Here is a 2,546-nt window from a genome sequence, read left to right as displayed (position 1 = left end):
CAGTGAGAATCGTAGGGTGGGCAGTGGCTAAAGGGATTGGTAAGTTTGGTAAATCTGTGTGCTCCACTGCCCACCAGACATAAACTACGGGATACTCCATCGGGAGACGCGACGCGATTCTCCTAGGGAGATGCTACGCGATTGGCCGTAGGCCACGCTACGCGAACGCGTTTTCCATGAAAGCTATCCCCTTGGTTAAGGTAAAATTCCTCGGCAGTAAGGGTTGAAAATGGCGATAAAATCAAAAATTAACTATTGAGTTAGTTTAAAACATTGCTCACAATCACGATAACAGTAGCACTCGCAATTAAGCCAAAAGCTAACTGAATCACCCATTGTGTGGCTTGTTGGTAATTGCTAAATCTTTCATCAAACTTTTTCACTTCATCTGAAAGCTCATCAAGTTTTCGGATTACATCAGTTAATGTCGGTTCTGGATATTGATTGTGGTTCGGTTCTGGATCGGTAGTTAGTGTCATCGTTAAACTGTTATAATCCTAGTTATAATTATAACAAATTCCGTAAGCAATCCCACAGCATTTTACTTATATATAGCCAAGTATAATGTGTATTAATAACCGTTGCAATGTAGACATAAACAAACTCAAATTAATCCCAAAATATTTTGATTAATCCGTGTAGTAATTCTGATAATTTTTGTGCCCTAATACCTACTCCATATTTCCTACTCCCGTCTTGATGCAGTCGCTCATGGGGGGTAACTGCTCACTGCAATAGAGAAGTCTTGTTGAAAAACAGTGAAGTCAGAGCAATTTTGAAGAGAGTTGTGAGTAGGACTAATACTGCAAGAGCTCAGAAACAGGGAATTATTTGTTCGCGTATTTAATACGCGAACACTAAAGAACTTCAAAACCCATTTACTTAGAACTGTTCACACCAATAAGTTCGGTCTTTTCCCCGTGCTTGATAGCGCCAGAAACCACATCCAGGAGCGCGACAACTCCCGTGACTTCAATTTGTTGAATTTGTAAAGATGTAGTAAGTCGAGCAGAACTAATGAGGTCTGCTCTATGTTCTTGGTCTTCAGTTTTTTCAGTGTGGGGTCGGGATTTGATTCTAGGAAATCTTTAATCCAGGAGGACTTCGACCAGAAGCCGGATAATAGTTCACATAAAGCCAATATCAGGTTATTCCCCTGGGGGGGCGACGAAATAAGCTAAAACCCAGACTCTATAAGCGATATAGCCCTTAGACCTCGTTGATAATACTTTCGTTTATTAGGATTTAGTCTCATTAATTCGGTTACTAATTCTATACAAATATCTTTGAAATTAACCCAGGTTTGACCATATAAACCAACGTAAAAACTGCTATTTCTGCGCTCTATTCTATCAGGTTCTTTGACACGAGCCACATAGGTTTGTATTCCTTGACGTTTAATATGCTGACCTTTAATAGTTGCAGAAGTGTAAGCTATAGCTATCAATAAAACTAAAGAAATAAACCGTTCACCTTCAACTTTAGTATTCTCTAAATGATAACCACCAGTCTTGAAGTCTCTAAACATTTCCTCTATATTAAATCTTTTTTTGTAAGCTGAAATTGCCAGCTCTAAGCTATCAAAGTTTGTCAGAATAAACCATCCTTCCTTAGGAGCTATACCTTTGAGTTTACGTTGCCACTTACAAGCTACATTAAAACTTGTAAATCCCCGAGTCTTAGTCACTTTTACTCCTTGTATAAATAAAGACACTCCAGGTATTAAACCTAAATCATTGAGTGCCACCCAATTATCTTTTTTATATTCAACAAACTCATTCTTTTTTAAACGTAAACAAAAGTATACACCCAAGCTCTGGAGATACTTAGCTAGTTTAACAGAGCAAAATTCTCTATCTCCTAATACACACACTTTATAGTTTTTAATAATCGGGACAATCTTTGATAAAATACTTTGTTGTTCTGTTAAATTACTACTCCCTAACTTGGGCAACAAAGTAAAATATATTGGAAACGCTCTTTTATCCCAAATAAGGCTAACCATGAATAAATTAATGCGACCCCAATTTGTTCTATCAATTGCTAGATAAATTAGGGTTTCTGAAGTAAAGTATGTTTTCAATAATTCTTCAAATATTGGAAACCAAATTTTTTAAATTGTTAGGTTTGGTAAGGATAAAAATCTTTGTAGTCTTTTTCTTCTACTTTCAAATTTAATTGGTAAAGGGAGAGTATTGGCTAATTTTTCTAAGTTAACTTTTTTAATTGACTGTAAGAGATTGATCAGAATTTTTAAAAAAATATATTCAGTTAGACTAAGTTGACTTTTTAGGTGGTTTTGGTAGAATGCTGGTAACATTGTTAATAAGTAGGTCTTGTTGCAAATTAGAGACCTACCTTTTTTTACCACAAAATGCTACTAACTTTACATAGCAAGCATTTCAGCCTGTTTCGTCGCCCCCCCAGGCAAAAAGCACATAAATATATTAAAGTTTATCTCACTATTATTCTTCTTATTATGAAGCATTTAATAACTAGTTTTTTGATGATTATTGTTATAATAAAATTTTTGATAATCCATGGCT

The 2,546-nt window shown here is 35.7% G+C and carries 1 protein-coding gene and 1 pseudogene; both read right to left on the bottom strand.

All coding sequences use genetic code 11. The annotated features are described in order from the left end of the window. Positions 1-260: 260 nt before the first annotated feature. Positions 261-479: a hypothetical protein gene (locus tag F6K53_RS37100; protein WP_075906817.1), complete on the bottom strand. Its 219-nt coding sequence runs from the start codon at positions 477-479 to the stop codon at positions 261-263. A gap of 698 nt (positions 480-1,177) precedes the next feature. Next, a pseudogene (locus F6K53_RS37095) lies at positions 1,178-2,320 on the bottom strand (IS4 family transposase). Positions 2,321-2,546: the final 226 nt, after the last annotated feature.

Source organism: Moorena sp. SIO4A1, assembly GCF_010672065.1.
GTDB lineage: Bacteria > Cyanobacteriota > Cyanobacteriia > Cyanobacteriales > Coleofasciculaceae > Moorena.
Note: the sequence above shows the minus strand (reverse complement) of the source record. Positions and strands in the feature narration are given on the sequence as shown.